Raw genomic sequence first — 18,333 nt, 5'->3', positions numbered from 1 at the left:
AAAAATGAGTCATAATTCGTAATGATTGTCTTCAATTACGAATTACGAATTACGAATCATGAATTACGCTGTTGCTAATTGTGGAGTTGGACGCTTGCTGTTGCGGATACCTTCAATAGCTTCAGCATAGTCTTTGGCTTTGAAGACTGCGGAACCAGCCACGATCGCATTTGCTCCTGCTTCTAACACTTGCCAAGTATTATTACCCTTCAGCCCCCCATCCACTTCAATCCAGGGGTTGAGACCGCGTTCATCGCAAATTTGACGCAATTTTTGAATTTTGGGAACTACACCAGGAATAAAGCTTTGACCGCCAAAACCAGGGTTGACGCTCATAATCAATATGAGATCGCAAATATCTAGAACATATTCAATGAGTTCTAATGGTGTCGATGGGTTGAGCACAACACCAGCTTGCTTACCTAATTCTTTAATCTGACCGAGAGTACGGTGTAGGTGTGGTGAAGCGTTGTGTTCGCAATGGACTGAAATGATATCAGCGCCTGCTTTGGCAAAGTCTTCTACATATTTTTCTGGTTCCACAATCATTAAGTGGACATCCAGTGGCTTTTTGGTGACAGGACGAATCGCTTCTACAATCAGAGGACCAATCGTGATATTGGGGACGAAGCGACCGTCCATTACGTCTACGTGAATCCAATCTGCACCTGCTTCGTCTACTGCTCGAATTTCTTCTCCCAGACGGCTAAAATCTGCTGATAGGATGGATGGAGAGATTACAATGGGCTTTGTAGATAGGGTTTGGGTCATGGCTAGTGGGTTTTTAAGCGTCCTCGTCTGTCAACATTGTAACAAAAGTTGAGCATTTGTTAATAATTAGAGGTTAGAGGTTAGTGGTGAGTCTAGCCCCCACGGCGGCTTTCCCGCGCCGTCAGGGACTAGCGAATCCGAAGGGTTAGTGGGACTTCTCAACTAACCACTAACGACCAACAACTAACGACTAACCACTAACCAGCAACTATATATTGATTATGGCAAACAAACACACTTGGATAATTTGGGGTTTTGGTGTCTCTTGTTTGAGTGTACCCGTACTAGCTATTGCCTTGGAAAGTCCTTTTGGAACTAACGGTATTGATGCTTTGAAGTTACACAAACCACCGTATAATTTAACAGGGCGCAAGATAGCGATCGGTCAGGTAGAAATCGGGCGTCCCGGTCAATTTGGCTTAGATAAGGCTGTTTCTAAGAATCGCTCTGTATCTCTTGCAGGCGTATTTTTACGGAATGCATTAGCTAAATCAAATACTGGCGTCGATCCGCATGCTTATAATGTAGCCAGTGTTATGGTAAGCAATAATAAAGCTTTGCCCGGTATTGCTCCACAAGCACGTCTCTATTCCTCAGCGGTGGGGTCTGGTAAAAACTTGGGTCAACCAGAAGAATGCATGTCTGCACAACATATCGCAGGACAAAATGGTGGAGATATCCGCGCAATTAATTTTAGCTTTGGCGAACCACTGAACCGCGATTCTCGTCCATCACCTGTTCTTGATGGTAAAGCTCTCTTAACAATGTGCATTGACTGGTCGAGTCGCGTTCACGATACTCTATATATTATTGCAGGTAATCAAGGCAAGGGAGGAATTCCCATCCCTACAGACAACTATAACGGAATGAATGTGGCTTTTTCATCTCGTCGCGGGGGAATTTTTAATAAAGTTGATGTTTCTAATTTAGCGGCTGTGAGCGAAGGGCTAGCTGTTCGACTTGCAGGAAAAGAAATTAATATAGGTCCGCGTCGCGCGATCGCTTTAGTTGCCCCTGGTAATAATATCACCTTGCTTAACCCAGACGGTAAATTTACTAAAGTAACGGGAACGAGTTTTGCAGCTCCTCAAGTAACAGCAACAGTAGCCTTGTTGCAAGAATTGGGCGATCGACAATTGCGAACAAAACGAACAAATTGGAGTGTAGATTCCCGCCGCCATGAAGTGATGAAAGCTGTACTCATGAACTCTGCGGACAAAATCAAAGACATTGGCAACGGGTTATATTTGGGAATGACGCGGACGCTGATTGATAAGCTCAACAAAGACTGGCTTGACTCTGATGCTTACAAAAACCCCAAAATACCTTTAGATGCTCAGATGGGAACAGGTCATTTAAACGCATTTCGAGCATACCAGCAATTCAGTGTCGGTCAATGGAATCCAACACAACCTGTACCTAGTATTGGATGGGATTATCGTACAGTGAATGCACTATCTTACGTAGATTATACAATAGCGAAACCTTTACAACAGGGCAGTTTTGTTGCTATTACCTTAACTTGGGATAGATTGGTAGAACTTAACGATAAAAATAATAACGGTCAATTTGATGCGGGTGATGATTTTCGCGATCGCGGTTTAAACAATCTCGATCTTTATTTAGTGAAAGCAGATGCACCAGAAGGTATTGAGAGTGCAGCTGTTTGTTCCTCCATCAGTGATGTTGATAGTGTAGAGCATATTTTTTGTCCCGTTCCTGCAACAGGTAACTACAAAATTCGCGTTCAGTCCCGTCAAAAAGTTAACGAAGCCACGCAAGCTTACGCCCTAGCTTGGTGGACTGTAGGTGTGAAGTAGAGGGAACAAGGGGACATGGGGGACATGGTATATTTTTCTCCCTTGTCTACCTTGTCTACCCCTCCCCCTTGTCCTCTATCCCCTATTCCCCCCTGTTGCCAAAACTGTAACCATATAATAAACAAGTCACTTGGGATGGCATAGTCAAAACAAAGTCTCAGGAGATTGTGGAGTCAAATGAAGCAAAATAGCAATGCTCGTGAAAATTTTTTGCAAAGACGTTATGGTGTTCGTCTGGGAAGACGTTATGTTCTGACTGCAGCTAGCGTTGTTCTTATGAGTGTTATAGGATGTTCGCAAATTGGTAATAACACGAGCGCATACGCACAAACGAGTTTACCTCCTTCAGAATCTCCCATGTCAAAACAACCCTCGACTCCCGATCCGAAACTCGTTAATGCTAACACAAAGTTTGGCTTTAAACTATTTTCTCAAGTTTTAAATGAACAGAGCGATCGCAATATTTTTGTTTCTCCCTCAAGTGTATCTATTGCTTTAGCTATGACTTATAACGGAGCAAGTGGAACGACTAGAGAAGCAATGATAAAAGCGCTGGAGTTACAGGAGTTGACTTTACAACAAATCAACTCCTCTAACGCGGCGCTGAAGAAAAGTTTGGAAAATGCAGATCCTGAAGTAAAACTGACGATTGCAAATTCGCTTTGGGCTAATAAAGAAGCGAGCCTTGACCGAGAATTTATCCAAAGAAATCAAGATTTTTATACTGCTAGGATAACCAATTTAAACTTTAAAGACAAAAATGCACCTAGTATTATCAATAGCTGGGTTAACGATAGTACTGAAGGCAAAATTAACAAAATTGTAGAAAGAATCGATCCCGATCGCGTGTTGTTTCTTATTAATGCTATTTATTTTAAAGGTCGTTGGTCGGATAAATTTGATAAAGCTCAAACGAGCGATCGCCCATTTTACCTGACATCGGGTCGGCAAAAACAACATCCTATGATGTCACAAAGAGGTGACTATAGGTATTATGAAAATCAGCAATTTCAGGCTGTCAGTTTACCTTATGGTAAAGATGGTAAAGTGAGCTTTTATATTTTTCTTCCCAAACAGAAATCTAGCTTAAAAAGCTTTTATCAAAATTTGAGTGCAGAAAACTGGGAAAATTGGATGACTCAGTTTAGGAAAAGAGAAGGATTTGTGAGCTTGCCTCGCTTTAAAATGGATTATGATATTACCCTGAATAAAGCCCTAACAGCGTTAGGAATGGGCGAGGCTTTTAGTAATAAAGCTAACTTTTCTGCCATGGGGAAAAATCTTAAAATTAGCGAAGTTAAGCATAAAACATTTGTTGAAGTTAATGAAGAAGGCACTGAGGCTGCTGCTGCTACTTCTGTGGGAATAGTGCCATTATCAGCTAAAGTGCCATCGGAAGAACCGTTCAGTATGATTGTCGATCGCCCCTTCTTCTGTACGATTCGGGATAATCGGACAGGAAGTCTTTTGTTTATGGGTTCAATTGTGGAGCCACTTTCTTAGGATTTATCTCACTGCGATTGCTTTGAGAACCTGTAGGAGGCGATTCTGAGACAATGGGTGCAGCTACCTCTACAGAATGGTTACCTGATGATGTCGTTGTACTGTCATTAGCCGTATTTTGTGGTTGAACGCAGATAGTTTCTGTATCGTCCACTTCTTCGGTACTAGTTGCAGGACGCACTGCACTGAGAGCAGTTTTAATAACGACAGCTGTGGGTACTGCCACAATAACACCCAAAAGTCCTCCAATTCTCGCGCCTGTTAACACAGAAATCAGAACCCAGACGGGATTTAAACCAGTAAAACTACCTAAAATTCTAGGAGCAATTAAGTTTTCTAAAATTTGCTGGACAATCACTGCTGCAATGAGTACCCTAGCGCCCATGGAAAAATCTTGTAGGGCCACAATAAGAGTAGTCAGAGCTATCCCCACAGATCCACCAAAAGGAACTAGAGCCATGATACCAATGGTCAAACCAAACAGCAGACCAAACGGTACTTTTAGCCACAAAAAGGTGGGAATCAGGGCTGACGCCATACAAGTTGACGCAATTAATTGAGTAATAAAGAAATTTTGGAAACTCAGGCGGACTGTTTCGGAAAAAGCGTTACGAAATCTCGTAGGTAGCCAGTCTACTAAACTCTGCCACAACTCATCCCCGTGCTGCAAAAGATAGAAGGTCAAAACCATTGTTAAGAGAAAGTCAAGCAAGCTAGTCACTGTTATGACAGCCAGATTTAAAACTTGTCCGGAAATCGCCTGCAATTGTCCCTTGACCCGATCGTTAATTTGTACGACCAAAGCATCAAGGTTAATCGGTAAGCCAAGGCTTTCCGCTTTCTCATTTAACATCATCAACTGCGATCGCCCCGAATCAATCAATTCTGGTATGCGAGCCACCAGTTGCTGGGCTTGAGTTAAAGCCAGTGGGATGAGAGTCACCCCCAAAGCTAATAAAACCGATAAGGCGAGTAAAAACACTAAAACAGCGACTTGTTCTCGCCTAGCGCCGTGACGCTCCATCCAGCTTACGGGATAGTTGAGCAGAAACGCTAGCACTGACGCACCGACTAAAATGACAATCAGAGAGTGAAAGTAATGAAAAATTGCTGAAACTGCCCAACCATTGAGCACGAGTAGTGGAGCGAACAAAGCGATAGCGCTAATTCGCGATATCGGTGAGAGTGTTTGCCACCAGTCGAAGAGCTTGCGTGTCTGCATCTGCCGATTGCGGGATACAACTAAATAATATTATTCTTTTAAGCTTATTATCTCTGACTATACTCCCGCGATCATCCCCCTAACTTAGGATTACACTTAGCATCTTCTCCACCCGTCATTAAGGATATAGGTATTACGGCCTTTTCCTTAAAAAACAAAAATTTGCGATTCTTGGGTGTGGAATGAGGAATTGAGTGCCGACATAGGGAAGAATATTGTCAGTACCTAATACGCAATACCCAATACCCAATACCCGCTCTCAAAGTTTTATGCTCGACCCCCAAACCCCAACCGCCAATCCCCAATCCCCACAGCTACTTCTGTATTTAATTCCAGTCATTGGTTTTTTCCCGTCTCTATGGACTCTCTACCGTCATCAAGGAACTCGGGAACAACTTGCAGTCAGTCGTCTGTCTATAACTTTGGCGTTTACCTGGCTTCTGGGATACTTTTTGTTAACAACGGTTGCGGAAAGTTCAGATTTTTTTGCACTGCGTCTACTGATTCTCAATAGCTTTCTTACCTCTGGATACTTTTTAGTGAGTACTTGGTTGATTGTTCGTGTAGTTAAAGGCAAGTCTCACCGTCTATCTGGATTTAGTGAATTTGCCGAACGATGGTTGGGAAAATACTTGTCTTAAGAACCATAATGAAAAACGTTTTTCGGTGTTTTCACTTAATTTTCGTATTCTTTGACATTTTCTTCAAATCAGCTCTAGGCAATTCAAGTTTTCTATTGCCATACTTCAATAAAACATCTCCGGATTTACTGAAAAGTAGGAGAATTACTGCAATAAGTGTTTTGGTTAACACTCAAGTGGTAAAGTTACCGCTAATAATCAAAAAGAGTTAGTTATTATAAGTCGATTTAGCTGTTTTTTAGAAGACAGCGTATTTTTCACTTTTTATCAGTAAGTGTGAGGAAGTCAGTGACCATTCAAAGAACTTCGGCGCAAGGAAACCACTCAGCACCCCGCCCCGAGCCAAGCGATCGCAATACTCAAAGCCATAAATCCGGGCGCTGGTTGTGGTTTTGGGTTGGAATGAGTGGTATTGCAATGGTGTCAGCAACAGCTGGGGCGTTGTTAGCGGTTTCTTTAACAAGTACGCCTTTAATGCAAACCAACCTCAGCCCAGATGAAGCAGCAGTGTTTGATGCAGATCGCATCTCAGGGAGTGGGCTGCGGTTTTCAGAATTAACCCGCCCTGTCAACATATTGATCATGGGAATGAGCGTACTCCCGCAAGATATTCAGAATCCTCCGAGTGAAAGCCTCAAGCTGCGATATCATCCCCAAGTTAATTCTTTTGATGGGCTAGCTGATGTCATGCTCTTGATCCGATTCGATCCAGAGAAGAAAAAATTAGTCATGCTTTCCATTCCTAGAGATACCCGTACAAAAATAGAAGGACATAGTGCTAGGAAAATCAACGCCACAAATGTTCTTGGTGGACCAGCATTAACTGCCAAAACTGTTAGTAATGTATTGGATGGAGTCGGAATCGATCGCTATATCCGAATTAATGTTTTGGGAGTTGCTAAGTTAATTGATGCCTTGGGTGGAGTCACGGTTTACGTTCCCAAGGATATGAAGTACAAGGATGAATCTCAACACTTATTTATCAATTTAAAAGCAGGAAAACAGCATCTCAATGGTGACCAAGCATTACAACTTTTGCGCTTTCGTCATGACGAAAATGGGGATATTGGTCGCATTCAACGGCAGCAAATGGTAATGAGAGCTTTAATGGATCAATCCCTGACTCCAGCTACTGTCGCGCAATTACCTAAAATTCTGAACGTAGTTAAAGACAATATTGATACTAATTTAACAGTTGAGGAGTTATTAGCACTAGTCGGTTATGGAGTGAGAACAAACCGCTCCAATATGCAAATGATGATGCTACCCGGTCGGTTCAGTCAACTAGGGGAGTTTGAAGCCAGCTACTGGGTACCAGATAAAAAGCGTATCAGTGCTATGATGGCTCAACACTTTGAAGTTAAATCGGAGTTGATTCCTCTGACTAGCGAGCCTAGCTCATTGCGTGTTGCGGTTCAAGACAGTACGGGTAGTCAAAATACCAATCTTCGACCTTTAATTAAGGCACTGCAAAATGCAGGTTACAATAACGTTTACATAGCTAAAAGTTGGGGCGAACCATTGGAAGTGACTCACATTGTCGCCCAACAAGGTGATGGTAACAGTGCTGAATCGATTCGCAATTCTTTAGGATTTGGGGAAGTTCGTGTAGAAAGTACGGGTAACCTCGGTTCTGATATTAGTATTCAAGTGGGGAAAGATTGGGTGGAAAAAATACGCAATTTAGAAAACCCTGTTGCACCTTAATTGTGTGGGTAAGGCAGAGGGCAGATGGCAGATGGCAGATGGCAGCTATGAGAGAAAAGTAAAAGGTAACTCTTTGCCATAAGATCTAAAACCCTTGAATTTATTTATTCTTTAATTTCCTTCTGCATAGCTAGCTAGCTGCCTTCTTAGAGCTTTGCTGCTAACTCCCAAATCCAATCTTGTAAGATTGGATTGACCACTTCAGGAGCTTCGTCTTGCGGACAATGCCCAACCCCTTCTAACGGAATAAACTTTTGGACTTGTGGGTAATTAGCCAATTCTCTACCCAATTCTATGGGTTCCCAAGGGTCGGCTGCTCCCCATAGAATAATTGCAGGGCATGGGAGTTGAGGTAATAGGTCTTCCGGTAAGGGTCCGGTAGAATATGCAGTGAAGGCAAGGAATACTGCGACTGCACCGGGGTCTTGTGCGGGAGCCATTAAAATATCTACGAGTTCTTCTGTCACTACCTCAGAATTAGCATAGGCTTTGAGGAGAATTTGCCGTACTGTTTTTGGTTTGGCAATTTGGTTGAAAAAGAAGTTTCCTATTGGTTGAATCGAGAGTATTTGTTGGAGTAGGGGTGCTCCAAAGCGACGATACCAGGGTAAAGCCATGCGTTTGCGATCGTGTAACAGTCGCAGGGAACAATTGAGCAAAGCAACTCCCAAAACTATTTCTGGATTATCCACTGCTGTTTGCATCACAACAATACAACCAACAGAGTTCCCAACTAAAAATGCTGGTTCGCCCACAACTTCATGGCAAAAATCCGCAATTTGCTGTCCCCAGGTTTCAAAAGTATAAGAAATTTTTTCGCCCGGTTTTGGTTTTGCAGAACTCCCAAAACCAATTAAATCAATCGCAAACACACGGCAATGTTCTGCCAATATAGGTATATTTTTTCGCCAGTGCCACCATGATGCGCCAAAGCCATGTACTAAAACAACAGCAGGTCCGGAGGTTCCCTGGGTTTGATAACAAATGGGAAATCCTTGCCATATCCAAGTTTTTGTTGATGTCAATGCTGAGGTAGAAGCAGAGGAGGTCATGGGAATTGGGTTGTCAGTACAGAGAGGATATGTAGCCGTTTATAGCAGACTTTTCTGTCTTTATTTTGACGCAGTTAATGTGTAATGGCACTAGCTTTTTCATAAACAGAACTAGGCAAAGGATAAAATCAGGTTATATCCTCATATTGAAAAGCTTGTATTGATAGTTTCCGCATATGGCAGGACACAGTAAATGGGCAAATATTAAACGTCAAAAAGCAGTGGTAGACGCAAAAAAAGGTAAGACTTTTACCCAACTGTCACGTGCAATTATTGTAGCTGCGAGAAGTGGAGTCCCTGACCCTGCTGGTAATTTTCAATTACGTACTGCTATTGAAAAGGCAAAGGCAGCCGGGATACCCAATGATAATATCGAAAGAGCGATCGCCAAGGGTGCTGGTACGTTTGCAGGCGATAACTCTAGTTTAGAATCAATTCGCTATGAAGGATACGGTCCTCTTGGAGTTGCAGTTCTCATCGAAGCACTAACGGACAATCGCAACCGAACTGCGGCTGACTTGCGTACCGCCTTTAGTAAAAATGGTGGAAACCTGGGTGAAACAGGTTGTGTCAGTTGGATGTTTTCTCAGAAAGGCGTTTGTACGGTACGGGGAGTTGTGGATGAAGAACAGCTTTTAGAAGCTTCCTTAGAGGGCGGTGCTGATACTTATGAGATGACTGAGGATAAAACAGCTGAGGTATTTACCGCAGTTCCAAATTTGGAAAGCCTCAGCCAAATTCTTAAAGACAAAGGTTTTCAAGTGAGTGATGTTGAATTGCGCTGGATTCCCGGTAATAACGTAGAAGTCACAGATTTAGATCAAGCGCGATCGCTTTTAAAGTTAATTGACTCTTTAGAAAGTTTAGATGACGTACAAAATGTTACCACTAATTTTGATATGTCAGAAGAATTGATGACAGTTATGGCTAATGGTTAATAGCTAATGGCTAATGGCTAATGGCTAATGGTGAGACCAGAGAAAGTAGGCGGGTTTCCCGCGCCCTGGGGACTGGCGAACCCGAAGGGCTAATGGCTAATGGCTAATGGCTAATGGCTAATGGCTAATGGCTAATGGTGAGACCAGAGAAAGTAGGCGGGTTTCCCGCGCCCTGGGGACTGGCGTATAGCCCTTGCGGGCATAGCTTCGCATCGCGAAGCGTCTCCGTAAGGAGATACCCGAAGGGCTAATGGCTATTAATCAGTAACTATTTGCGGTTCTTTCTACGATCTTTTTCTAGCGGTGTTACGGGAGTATCAATCAAACTTCCGAAGTCTTCCATGATGACTGTTGGAGTCTCGATCTGCTCCTAGTACGCCCTAGACCTAAAACTGAGATGATTGTCGCAATATAAGGTAAAGAATCTTTCTCAGTTTCCTGGCTTTCTAAAACAATTCGTACAACAAGTGAAGATTTTACTTCTTTTGCTGTCAAATATTCTATATAACATCTTTAACCAGTGAGTTATAACCAATCACTTATGGCATTTTGGACAAGATTATGTGTAAGAAATTTTGAATTCAAGATATGTACTGGTAAATTATGAAAAAATTTGGTATCATGAAGCACCCACAATAAAAGTAAGCGTTCAGTTGCATCCCAATCCCTAAAAATTCGTGTCCAGGTTTGTAAACCACAGCGAGCGAACAACTATGGAAATTATTAGATGTTATTGTCCAGAATCAGCAAATGAACTGTTATCTAGCTATTCACATACACCTGTTAAATTGACTGGAAATTTTTTGACGCAGTTGCATTGGATGAAGCTATCTGGCAATGCTGCAAGGTATTTATTGGCTGTAGCCTTAACTTTGTCTGTTCTCGGTGTGGTGGAACAAGCTCTAGCTGGTCAGAAAGTAGGTAGTGATGGACCTGAAGTTGCTAGCATACAAAGATGTTTAAAACAATTGGGGTATTTTAACGGTAAGGTCACGGGTAAATTTGCTTCCAAAACACGAGAAGCTGTTATTCGTTTCCAACAAGATAACAGGCTTCCGACTGTTGGGGTGGTAGGTAGTCAAACTCAACGGCTTCTGCGATCGCAGTGTCAAAGCAGAACTTCTGGAGGTCGTGTCAGTGAGGGTTTGCAACGGGGTAGCAGTGGTGCATCCGTCAGAAGATTGCAACAAGATTTACAACGTTTGGGGTATTTTAACGGTGCAATAACAGGTTATTTTGGCTCGGAAACAGAGCGAGCTGTCTCTCAATTTCAGCAATCTAATGGCATTAGCCCGGATGGTATTGTTGGTACGAGAACAGAAGAAGCTATTCGTGTCAGTTTAAACCAACCGAATTACCCACCAAATCAACCCGATTATTATCCACCAAACCAACCGAATTACCCACCAAATCAACCCGATTACTATCCACCAAACCAACCGAATTACCCACCAAATCAACCCGATTACTATCCACCAAACCAACCGAATTACCCACCAAATCAACCCGATTATCCAAATAGCGCAGACAGTTCCTATTTAAAACAGGGTGATTCCGGTCAACAAGTTAGAAAATTGCAAGATGACTTGCAGCAATTGGGCTATTTTCGTGCAAATCCTACGGGATATTATGGTCCCACGACTCAGGAAGCTGTCGAACGTTTCCAACAAAATTATGGGCTGACACGCAATGGTGTTGCTGACTCACAAACCCTAGCCAGAATATCAGATGCTTTGATAGGAGGAACAAATTCGACCAATTCTAATTGTTCGGTTAATCAAGGTGATATCTGTTTGGGTGAAAGGAGCCAACGTGTTGAAATCGTGCAACGGCGTTTGCAGGATTTAGGATTGTTTCAAGGTCGAATCACAAACTATTACGGTTCGGCAACTAGGAATGCTGTAGCTCAATTTCAAAGAAGTCGCGGACTAGAAGCTAACGGAATTGTAAATTATCAAACTTGGCAAGCCTTGAGATTGGATGATCTCGGAGGTAACCCAGGTAATACATCTGGGTATCCCGATTTTCCCGGTAATACAGGAAATCCTCCTGAATGGTCTCCCGGACGTGAAAATCGCTATGTGGTCATTGTACCAATTCGCAGTTACGACACTTTAAGCAGAGTGCGTCAGTACGTACCGTCTGCTTTTCAAGCAGACTCGCGACTGGGTACTTATGTCAATGCCGGACAGTATAGCAGTCGTTCTGAAGCAGAAAAACAGTCGGAATATTTGCGCTCTCAGGGTCTAGATGCAAGAGTTGAATATTTTTGAGCGGTGACAAGCAATCGGTAAATCTTCTTTATTGAAAGTATTTTCTCTTTCAAGAGAAAGATGTATTGCCCTGCAAAAATAATGTTTAAATAAAGAGGTTTAAATTTTTAAAAAGAAGATTTTGTCAAGCTTCCATCACAAAAGTGTAGGGGTGCAAAATGCTATCAGAGAAAGAAGCGATCGGGATACTTGAAGAAAATAATATGAAGCCCAGTACATTTCAACAACAAGGACAAAAGAGGCTCGTTGCCAAACTGACTAATGGGTATTCATTTATTATCAAAAAAGATGAGTCAATGCCCGGTTATCTATGTGCTTATCTCAACTCTAATAGAAATGGAGATTTAATGATCTGGAAGAGAATTGACAGAAATTCTTTGCTCTTAGCAATTAAAAGCGTACACGAATTTCTAGGAATTCAGCCTCAATGGAAAGTGGAAAGCGATCGTTTAATGACTCCTGTAACTTTTGCGTTTTTATCTTTACTTATCAGTACGGGATATCTCTTTGGTAGCAAGCTAGCTTACTGCAATGCCCAGAACTCAGATATGTATTTGTCTCAACCCGAACACATATCAGTTATTAGCGAGTGAGACTTAGAAGAAAATTTATCAACGTAGGTTGGGTTGAGGCTTTGCGAAACCCAACCTATTCGTCCAATGTTGACCAACAAATTTGCCACGATGTTGACCAACAACTTCGGCACAACGTTGGGTTTCGTTCCTCAACCTAACCTACTTAATAATGACTGCCTGATTTGCGATGGTGTACTGCGGTTATTCCCTCGTTATCTAGTAGCTTACCATCTTTGACAACTGCGTAAATCAGCCAGTGATCGCCGCATTCCATACGGTTTGTGACAGTACACTCCATATATGCAAGTGCATCAGTCAAAATTGAACAACCATTTTCAGCTTCTTCTGTTGCAACATCAACAAATCGGTTTTGTCCGGGAGTAAAGGGTTTTAAGAAGTGCTTCATTAAACCCAAGTGATTGCCTTCTTTTAAAACATTGAGCACGAATTTGTTGCCAGAGTGCGTCAGTGATTCCACAGCACGGTCTTTAGCTACTGCAATGGTTAACGCCGGGGGATTAAAGCTTGCTTGAGAGACCCAAGAAGCTAACATGGCACTGGAGATATCGCCTTGCTTGGCTGTCAATACGCACAGCGAGCCTACAATTCTACCAACAGCTTGTTCTGTTGTTGTAGCAGGTACACTTTGCGCTCTGACTTTTTTGGCTTTTTTGAGTGCTTGAGCAAAGTCGGTTCCTGCTTCTTCACACATTTGTAAGGTGGTATCATCTGGTTTGAACTTGACTCGGATGGTTTCAAAACCAAAACGATAACCTGCGTCCTTCAACTTATCTTCTAGGAAATCGACTGCTTCCCCACTCCAACCAAAAGAACCAAACACCCCAGCAAGTTTGTTGTTTGTTACAGTTGAGAGAACAATCCCCAAAGCTGTTTGAACTGGTGTTGGTGCATGACCGCCTAAAGTTGGGGAACCTATGACAAAACCAGATGCTTTTTCCAAAGCCATCCGGATTTCCTCTGGTTCGGCAACTTCACAATTTATTGATTCTACCCCAACACCTGCTTTGGTGATACCGCGAGCGATCGCTTGGGCTAAAGTTGCCGTATTCCCGTAAGCAGAAGCATAAATCAATGCAACAGAAGTATCCTGAGATGTTTGCTGTTGGCTCCACTGCTGGTAAGCCTTTGTCAGCTCGAGCAAGCCATAGCGTACCAAAGGACCGTGTCCGGTTGCATACACTCTCACGGGAAACTCAGAAAGTTTTTCCAACGCTGTCTCAATCTGACGGGCATGAGGAGCCATTAAGCAATCATAGTAATAGCGTCGATCTTCTTGAAATATCTCCCAACCCTCATCAAACACTTGATCGCCACAAATATGCGCTCCAAATAGCTTATCGGTATAGAGAATTTCTGTTTGTGGATCGTAAGTACAGAGTTGATCTGGATAGCGAGGGTTAGGAGTAGGAATGAATTGTAAAAGATGCCCTTTCCCTAAATCGAGAGTATCTTCCCCTCGCATAACCAGAACTGGTAAATCTGGGTTTTCCAACGCACCTCGCAAATTGATGGCTCCTGGGTTAGAACAAACAAAGGTAATTTGAGGTGCAATTTCAAGCATCGCTTTTAAAGTTGCTGCACGGTTGGGATTCACATGACCCAGAATTACGTAATCAACAGATTGCAAATCAAACCGTTTCTGCACCGCATCCAGATAAATTTCTGTGAATGTTTCACCAGGAGGATCGATAAGGGCAGTTTTATCTCCTTTGATTAAATAGGAATTAGCTGTTGTACCCTTTGCCAGCGCATATTCAATTTCAAATCTCAGGCGAGTCCAACTGCGAGAACGGAGTACAGTGGTATCTGTAGCGATGGGCAGAACTTGAACGTCACGGGGTTTTGTGGAGGTCATAGCGATTTTAGATACGTGGATTTTAGATTGGAGATTGGGGAGAGGGGGTAGACAAGGAAGAAACTTCTATCTTGTCCCCCTTGTCCCTAATTAATAGTGATTGCCAACCTTACGATGGTGGACGGCGGTAAGGGCTTCTGCTTTGCTCACCCGTCCTGCGTAAACCGTGCTGTATACAATCCAGTGATCGCCACCATCCATTCTGCTTAACACTTCGCATTCCATATATGCCAAAGCTTCTGCGAGGATGGGTGCTCCATTTTCCGCTGCTTGGGTTTTGACTCCTTCAAAACGGTCGGCTCCTGGAGCAAATCGTTTGAGGAAGTGCTTCATCAGGCGCTGGTAGTTGTTTTCTTCTAGGACGTTAAGTACAAACTTATCCCCCACTTGCATGAGTGATTCAATTGCCCTGTCTTTAGCAACTGCTATTGTGATACCTATCGGTTTGAAACTGGCTTGGCTTACCCAAGAAGCTAACATGGCACTGGATACATCACCCTTTTTCGCAGTGATAATATAAAGCCCGCCACTGATTCTCCCTAAAGCTTTGTCGAGGTCAGCACCTAAAGATTTCATCTGCTTGATGCTGCGATCGCGTGTCACCCATTGTCCCAAGTCTGTTCCAGCCTCTTCACAAAGCTTGTAGGTGTTTTCTGCGGGCGTTTGTTTAATCCGAATGGCTGGGAAGGCGGTTGTTAAACCTAAATTCCGAAATTTACTGAGTAACGGATCGATTGGTTCGTCATCTCCACCGCCTGACTCAAAAATGCCTACCGCTTGTTTTTCATTAGCAGAACCTAAGATCGTACTGAGAGCACCTTGAAGCTGACTGACATCTGAAGCTGGGGGCATTCCAACGGCAATTCCCGCACAGCGACTCACAAGCTCTCGCAATTCTACCAAGTCACCAACAGAGCGTAGATCTACCAGTTCCACCGCAACGCCTGTTTTTGTAATCCCTAAAGCTATTGCTTGAGCCAGACGATAACTGTAACCGTAATCGGATATGTAAAAGACCCCAACTGTTGTTTCTGCTTTAGTTTGTGTTTGGCTCCAATTACGGTAGCGTCCGGTTAATTCTTCAACATTATGATATAATAAGGGACCGTGACCCGTGGCAATTAAATTAATCTTTTCCAGTTCAGCCATGCGCTTGAGAGCAGATAAGACCGAACGGGCGTTAGGAGCCATTAAGCACTCGTAGTAATATTCAAAATCAGCTTCAATCGCTTTTAGATCTTCGTCATAAGTACTGTCCGAGCAGTAGTGCAATCCAAAAGCATCGCAAGTGAAGAGAGTTTGGGTTTTGCGGTCAAATGTAAAGATGGTGTCGGGCCAGTGTAAATTGGGTGCAATCACAAATTCTAGTTCGTGTCCGTTGCCCAAATCCAAGCGATCGCCATTTTTCACAATTTGCCGTTTGAAAGGCTGATGCACCAAATTTTCGAGAAATTGAATAGCAACTTTAGAACCAACAACCGTAATATTTGGAGCTAGTTGTAAAACATCTTTAACTAAACCACTGTGGTCTGGCTCGGTATGACTGATAATTAAATAACTGATATCGGTGGGATTGACCAAACCCTTGAGGGTATCTAAAAACAGTTGGCGAAACTTTTCGTGAGAAGTATCTACCAACGCTGTTTGCTCGCCGCGTATGAGGAATGAGTTGTAGGTAGTTCCATTTTGCAGCCCGAACTCAATATCAAAGCGGTCTCTATCCCAATCCAGAGAGCGAATTGCTGTTGTGTCGGAAGCAATATCGACAACCTGCATGGTTAGCCTTTTGTTAGTTTTTTCAGTGAGTGCTACCATATATCCCCTCCTAAGAGAATGAGTATTTATTACTCTTTTTCTATTGTGACACGAGTTTTTTGTAACGTTTTATTAAAAATTCTATAATTTGGTTAAAAAAACTCTAAGGAAAGGGTCGGGGGTTAGCGAAAGATAGGAAATAGGTAATTTCCAGGCTGTGTTTTCACACAACTCGTTTAGTCTCGTAATTTTTAGATCTCCCCCAACCCCCAACCCCTCACCCCCAATTCGGTCAAAAAAACAGAATGACAGACAGTACTTTGTGGCTAGGATTGACGATCGGAAATTCCCGACTGCATTGGGCGTGGTTGAAAGGCAAATCGCGCATTTGTGCTTGGGACACAGAACATTTGCCACAAAAAGTTATACATCAACTATCTAACTGTAAAACATTAGAGGACTTCATTACCCATTTTCCCACCTCCCCCTCCTCCCCTCCCCCTCTCTCCCCCTCCTACCCTCCCCCCCTTCTCCTAGCTTCCGTGGTTCCGAGTCAAACACAACTGTGGGAATCTTACCCAAATGTTCGCGTCATCACCTTAGACCACATCCCCTTACAAGGTCTTTATCCTACATTAGGAGTCGATCGCGCCTTAGCTTTGTGGGGTGCGGGCGAGAAATGGGGTTTTCCCATGTTAGCGATCGATGCGGGAACTGCACTGACTTTTACAGGTGCAGATGCTAACAAATGTTTAGTTGGCGGTGCTATTCTTCCTGGGTTGGGTCTGCAGCTTGCAACTCTTGCTCAAAAAACCGGACAATTGCCAGTGGTTGAACTACAAAAGCATCTTCCACAAAGGTTTGCTTTAAAAACCGAAGAAGCCATACAAAGTGGAGTTGTCTACACTCTGGTTGCTGGAATCAAAGACTTTGTTGAGGCGTGGTGGCGGGATTATCCTGAAGGGAAGATTGCAATTACAGGAGGCGATCGCACTTTGTTAGTCAATTATTTGCAAGCACGATTTCCTGCGATCGCAGCACGTTTCTACGTGGAACAGAATTTGATTTTTTGGGGAATGCAAGCACTACTGACTGGAATGTATGAGTAAACGACGAGTATAGAAAGTTCTTAGAGGTTGTTTGAGAAGTAGTTATCTGTGATTTTAGGCACTCAGTGCTCCCCCTGCCCCCCTTAAACAAAGCTGCGGTGGTGTACACAAGTCTCCTAAAATGCCTTCTAGCAGTTTCGATCCCCCCTAGCCCCCCTTAAAAAGGGGGGAAAATACTCTTAATGATATGACTTGTTACTGGTCAGTGCTGACTGTTAATTTGATAAAGTCACGGATATCTCCAGCAACAACTCCTGCACAAGACTCAGGTAGATCGTTAGCACCATGGGCGATCGCCTTCAACTCTGCTTGAGGAAGGTACTGAGCACAGGCTCGACTCATGTCTAGAAATTCTTTCGAGTCTTTTCCACCTTCTAAAATTAAAACAGGAGCAAGTATTGAGGACAATTGTTCTTGCAACAACTCTGCTTTAATTTCTGGTTCCTGACGCTCGAAGAGTAATTCACAGGCTGTAGGATAATTGAGCATTGCCTGACGTAACTTCCAATCTCGTTCAATTTGATCGTCCCAGCCAAAAATTTTAGTAATTGGGCGGAGGACTCTCAAGATTTGAAATAATGTGAGTGGAAACTTAATAATACGCCGCATCAGTTGCAAACGCTTTTTTTGCCCTTCAATTGCGATACCTTCTGGTGATATCAACACCAAACCACAAACTTGTTCTGGATACTTCAAACTATAACTAGCAGCAATCCAACTTCCGAGGGAATGCCCTACCAAGTATACCCTTTCTAGCTTTAACGCTTGCAAAAATTCTGCCAGACATTCAACGTGTAAATCTATCGAATGATGGATGTTTGGACGTTCGGATTCACCGAAGCCAAATAGATCTGGTGCAAAGCAATGGAAATGTGATGAAAGCAATTCCATTAAGGAAACCCATTGGCTGCTATCGTTCCACGAACCGTGTAAGAAAACAACAGGAATTCCTGTACCAATTTCGCGCCAAAACAAAAGCCCTTGAGAGAGCTTTCTTCGGGAGTTACGGAATAGAGAATCCATATTAGCTATTTCATATAGTCATTCACACTAGTGGAAATTATGAATGATGAATGATGAATGATGAAAAA

General features: G+C 43.0%; 14 protein-coding genes. 8 read left to right on the top strand and 6 right to left on the bottom strand.

What is annotated here, in order from left to right; translation table 11 throughout:
* Positions 1–63 precede the first annotated feature (63 nt).
* Positions 64–771: a ribulose-phosphate 3-epimerase gene (gene rpe, locus AB0756_RS31325; RefSeq protein ID WP_038082566.1), complete on the bottom strand. Its 708-nt coding sequence runs from the start codon at positions 769–771 to the stop codon at positions 64–66.
* A gap of 221 nt (positions 772–992) precedes the next feature.
* Between rpe and AB0756_RS31320 the strand changes: the two genes are divergently transcribed.
* Positions 993–2,591 carry a S8 family serine peptidase gene (locus AB0756_RS31320; RefSeq protein ID WP_038082567.1) on the top strand — a complete coding sequence of 533 codons (1,599 nt, stop codon included), beginning with the start codon at positions 993–995 and terminating at the stop codon, positions 2,589–2,591.
* Positions 2,592–2,768: 177 nt separating this feature from the next.
* Positions 2,769–4,094 (top strand): serpin family protein, encoded by a 1,326-nt coding sequence (locus AB0756_RS31315; protein WP_038082568.1) that lies wholly within the window; start codon positions 2,769–2,771, stop codon positions 4,092–4,094.
* On the opposite strand, the gene AB0756_RS31310 is transcribed toward AB0756_RS31315, so the two are convergent.
* On the bottom strand, positions 4,063–5,316 hold the full coding sequence (locus AB0756_RS31310) for an AI-2E family transporter (protein WP_038082569.1): 1,254 nt from the start codon (positions 5,314–5,316) through the stop codon (positions 4,063–4,065). The genes AB0756_RS31315 and AB0756_RS31310 overlap by 32 nt on opposite strands.
* 269 nt (positions 5,317–5,585) lie before the next feature.
* Here AB0756_RS31310 and AB0756_RS31305 point away from each other — a divergent pair, with 269 nt between their 5' ends.
* Both AB0756_RS31305 and AB0756_RS31300 read left to right on the top strand, forming a co-directional pair.
* A complete protein-coding gene (locus AB0756_RS31305; RefSeq protein ID WP_038082570.1) occupies positions 5,586–5,957 on the top strand; it encodes a hypothetical protein in 372 nt (123 codons plus the stop codon).
* Positions 5,958–6,245: 288 nt separating this feature from the next.
* On the top strand, positions 6,246–7,664 hold the full coding sequence (locus AB0756_RS31300) for an LCP family protein (protein WP_038082571.1): 1,419 nt from the start codon (positions 6,246–6,248) through the stop codon (positions 7,662–7,664).
* 146 nt (positions 7,665–7,810) lie between these two features.
* On the opposite strand, the gene AB0756_RS31295 is transcribed toward AB0756_RS31300, so the two are convergent.
* Positions 7,811–8,716, bottom strand: coding sequence for an alpha/beta fold hydrolase (locus AB0756_RS31295; RefSeq protein WP_038082572.1), 906 nt, complete (start codon positions 8,714–8,716; stop codon positions 7,811–7,813).
* Positions 8,717–8,892: 176 nt separating this feature from the next.
* On the opposite strand from AB0756_RS31295, the gene AB0756_RS31290 reads away from it, so the two are divergent.
* The 3 genes from AB0756_RS31290 (at position 8,893) to AB0756_RS31280 (ending at position 12,520) form a co-directional block, all read left to right on the top strand.
* Positions 8,893–9,654 (top strand): YebC/PmpR family DNA-binding transcriptional regulator, encoded by a 762-nt coding sequence (locus tag AB0756_RS31290; RefSeq protein ID WP_038082573.1) that lies wholly within the window; start codon positions 8,893–8,895, stop codon positions 9,652–9,654.
* Between the two features lie 713 nt (positions 9,655–10,367).
* Positions 10,368–11,927: a peptidoglycan-binding domain-containing protein gene (locus AB0756_RS31285; protein ID WP_050046803.1), complete on the top strand. Its 1,560-nt coding sequence runs from the start codon at positions 10,368–10,370 to the stop codon at positions 11,925–11,927.
* 158 nt (positions 11,928–12,085) lie between these two features.
* Positions 12,086–12,520 (top strand): hypothetical protein, encoded by a 435-nt coding sequence (locus AB0756_RS31280; protein WP_038083109.1) that lies wholly within the window; start codon positions 12,086–12,088, stop codon positions 12,518–12,520.
* Positions 12,521–12,665: 145 nt separating this feature from the next.
* Here AB0756_RS31280 and AB0756_RS31275 read toward each other — a convergent pair whose 3' ends face one another.
* Together AB0756_RS31275 and AB0756_RS31270 are read right to left on the bottom strand one after the other, a co-directional pair.
* Entirely contained in the window at positions 12,666–14,378 is a 1,713-nt protein-coding gene (locus tag AB0756_RS31275) for a diflavin flavoprotein (RefSeq protein WP_038083110.1), read from the bottom strand.
* A 90-nt stretch (positions 14,379–14,468) separates the two neighbouring features.
* Positions 14,469–16,193: a diflavin flavoprotein gene (locus AB0756_RS31270; RefSeq protein WP_038083112.1), complete on the bottom strand. Its 1,725-nt coding sequence runs from the start codon at positions 16,191–16,193 to the stop codon at positions 14,469–14,471.
* Positions 16,194–16,438: 245 nt separating this feature from the next.
* On the opposite strand from AB0756_RS31270, the gene AB0756_RS31265 reads away from it, so the two are divergent.
* Entirely contained in the window at positions 16,439–17,242 is an 804-nt protein-coding gene (locus tag AB0756_RS31265; RefSeq protein ID WP_202048662.1) for a pantothenate kinase, read from the top strand.
* A gap of 195 nt (positions 17,243–17,437) precedes the next feature.
* Here the strand turns inward: AB0756_RS31265 and AB0756_RS31260 are convergent, their stop codons facing one another.
* Entirely contained in the window at positions 17,438–18,265 is an 828-nt protein-coding gene (locus tag AB0756_RS31260; protein ID WP_038082976.1) for an alpha/beta fold hydrolase, read from the bottom strand.
* Positions 18,266–18,333 lie beyond the last annotated feature (68 nt).

The sequence above is a fragment of the Tolypothrix campylonemoides VB511288_2 genome, assembly GCF_045999855.1.
Taxonomy (GTDB): domain Bacteria; phylum Cyanobacteriota; class Cyanobacteriia; order Cyanobacteriales; family Nostocaceae; genus Scytonema; species Scytonema bouteillei_A.
This window is presented reverse-complemented; position numbering and strand designations above follow the sequence as displayed.